The following is a 2,475-nucleotide window of genomic DNA, read 5'->3' as shown; positions in this document are numbered from 1 at the left end:
TGTGAATGCTAATCTAAATTGTGACCACCCTGCAGGGGTTCGCTCATCAAAAAAATGACCACCTGAGCATCACTTTCCTGTAACCTTGGAGTTGCTGAGACAACAAGGGATACAGGAGGAAAGGGAATGCTGCAGATGGCTAATTATGAGTTTATCAAGAAACAGCATCACTTGCTAGGAAAATCGATCAGGGAAATTTCGAGAGAAACGGGCTACTCTCGTCAGGTCATACGCAAAGCACTAACTTTCACGGAGATTCCGAAGTACCAACTCACGAAGCCAAAGTCGTGCCCGGTGAGTGATCCCGTTAAGGAGACGGTACAGCAGTGGCTGCGACATGACGGGCTTATGCCTGTGAAACAGCGCCATACGGCGAAGCGAATCTTTGACCGTCTCGTCGCTGAGTATGGGTTTCAGGGCGGCGAATCCACCGTGCGACATCTGGTGCGGACCTTGAAAGCGAAGCCGCCCGAGGCTTACGTGCCACTGGAGTTCCCTCCGGGTGCTTTCGCCCAATTCGACTGGGGAGAAGCCCACATTTCCTGCGGCGGGAAGATGATGAAGGTGCAGTTGTTCTGCATGCGGCTCGCGAACAGCCGGAAATTCTTCGTAAAAGCGTTCCCTCACCAAAAACAGGAGGCTCTGCTCCAGGGACATGTCGATGCTTTCGCCTACTTTGGGGCCGTGCCGAAAACCATTACCTATGACAATCTGAAGACGGTCGTCAAGCGGATCCTTGAGGGGAGCAGCCGGGAAGAACAAGAGTTGTTCATTCAGTTGCGCGCGCACTACCTGTTCGACAGCCGTTTTTGTGAACCGGCGAAAGGCAACCAAAAGGGGCAAGTTGAGCATCTGGTGAGATATGCACGGCAGAATTTCCTCGTCCCCATGCCGGAGGTACGCTCTTTGGATGAGCTCAATGTGCACCTGCTGGCCGCTTGCGATGCCTTCGAGCAGCATCCGGTCCCCCGTACCGGTCAAACGGTAGGGGAACGGTTTGACCAGGAACGCCCGTTTATGCTGCCGCTGCCGACACAACCGTTACCCTGTTGCCGGACCGTCAGTGTCAAAAGCAATTCCCTCTCCATGGTGCATTTCGACCGGAACGCCTACTCGGTCCCGGTTACCCACGCCGCGAACAGCCGCCTCTGGTTGAAGGCTTTCGTCAACCGCATTGAAATTTATGAAGGCACGGAGCGGCTGGCCACCCATGACCGCTGTTATGACAAAGACCAGGAAATTCTGGACTACGACCACTACCTGGATCTGCTTTTGAAGAGGCCGGGTGCCGTATTGTATGCCCGGACCTTGCATTTGCAGGAGCTTCCGCCGATCTACCAGGACCTGCTGCTCCTTTGGCAGAGAAGGGCCGGTGGACTCAAGGACTTTGTGCGCGTCCTGCTCCTGCACCGGGAATATGACCGGACTCTCGTCGAAGAGGCGCTAATTGAAGCCAGGCGACGAAACATGCTTCAGGTCGACGCGATCGTCCAGTTGCTGCACCAGCGCACCCTTCCTCAGCACCGCATCCCTCCGCTTCAGCTCCCACCGGACAGTTCTATTCCCCGCGTCACGGTAACCCAACCGAATTTAAGACAGTATAACGAGTTGACGAAAAGGAGCATGGTTCATTAATGGTGACCCACCTGCTTGTTGAAGCCTACGCGAAACGCCTCCGGCTGCCAACAATTAAACGCCAATTCCGGGAGTTGGCTAAAGATGCCGCGGAACGACAGATTCCCTATGAGGATTTCCTCGCTGCCCTGCTGGAACAAGAAGTCCTTCAACGGGATGCCAACTTCGTCGCTTCCCGCATCAAAGCGGCGCGTTTCCCCCAAGCCAAAACGCTGGACCAATTTGAGTTCCAAGCGATTCCAACGGTAAACAAGCCTAAGGTCTTGCAATTGGCTCGCTGTGAGTACTTGGAGAAAGCAGAGAACGTGATCTTCCTGGGCAATTCCGGAACGGGAAAAACGCATCTGGCCATTGCACTCGGGATGGAGGCCTGCAGGCAGGGGTACTCGGTACAGTTCTGGACCGCAGCCCGGCTGTGCAATGAATTGTTAGAAGCCCAAAGCGAAAAACGGCTGCTTGCTCTCGAAAAACAATGGCTCAAAGCGGACCTCGTCATTGTGGATGAAGTGGGCTATGTCCCCCTAACCAAAACAGGAGCAGAGCTGTTCTTTCAGCAATTCGCGGCCCGTCATGAACGCGGCAGTACGATCGTCACCAGCAACCTGGAGTTTGCTGATTGGACGCAGGTGTTTAAGGATGAACAGATGACCGCCGCTCTTGTAGACCGTCTAACCCACCGGTCTCATATTTTCGCCATGAACGGAGACAGCTACCGCTTCAAGCAGAGCATGCAAGCCTTGCGCTCATGAAAAAATTAACCACATAGCTGTGGTTTTCATTTTGCCCGGGTGGTCAACTTTTTGATTAGCGCAGTGGTCAACTTTTTCATTGACATTCACA

2 protein-coding genes are annotated in these 2,475 nt (G+C 53.9%); both read left to right on the top strand.

Going from position 1 to position 2,475, the window contains the following annotated elements; all coding sequences use genetic code 11:
• The first annotated feature begins 126 nt into the window (after nucleotides 1-126).
• On the top strand, nucleotides 127-1,635 hold the full coding sequence (istA, locus tag EYB31_RS39865; protein WP_131019138.1) for an IS21 family transposase: 1,509 nt from the start codon (nucleotides 127-129) through the stop codon (nucleotides 1,633-1,635).
• Nucleotides 1,635-2,384, top strand: a complete 750-nt coding sequence (gene istB / locus EYB31_RS39860; protein ID WP_131019137.1) for an IS21-like element helper ATPase IstB — start codon at nucleotides 1,635-1,637, stop codon at nucleotides 2,382-2,384. Before istA ends, istB begins: the two co-directional genes overlap by 1 nt.
• Nucleotides 2,385-2,475 lie beyond the last annotated feature (91 nt).

Origin of the sequence: Paenibacillus thalictri, assembly GCF_004307995.1 — a bacterium.
In the GTDB taxonomy this organism is placed as follows: domain Bacteria; phylum Bacillota; class Bacilli; order Paenibacillales; family NBRC-103111; genus Paenibacillus_AF; species Paenibacillus_AF thalictri.
This window is presented reverse-complemented; position numbering and strand designations above follow the sequence as displayed.

Bases quoted from the DNA above. Each gene is read 5' to 3' on its own strand.
- istA (WP_131019138.1), top strand. From the start codon at position 127: ATGCTGCAGATGGCTAATTATGAGTTTATCAAGAAACAGCATCACTTG.
- istB (WP_131019137.1), top strand. From the start codon at position 1,635: ATGGTGACCCACCTGCTTGTTGAAGCCTACGCGAAACGCCTCCGGCTG.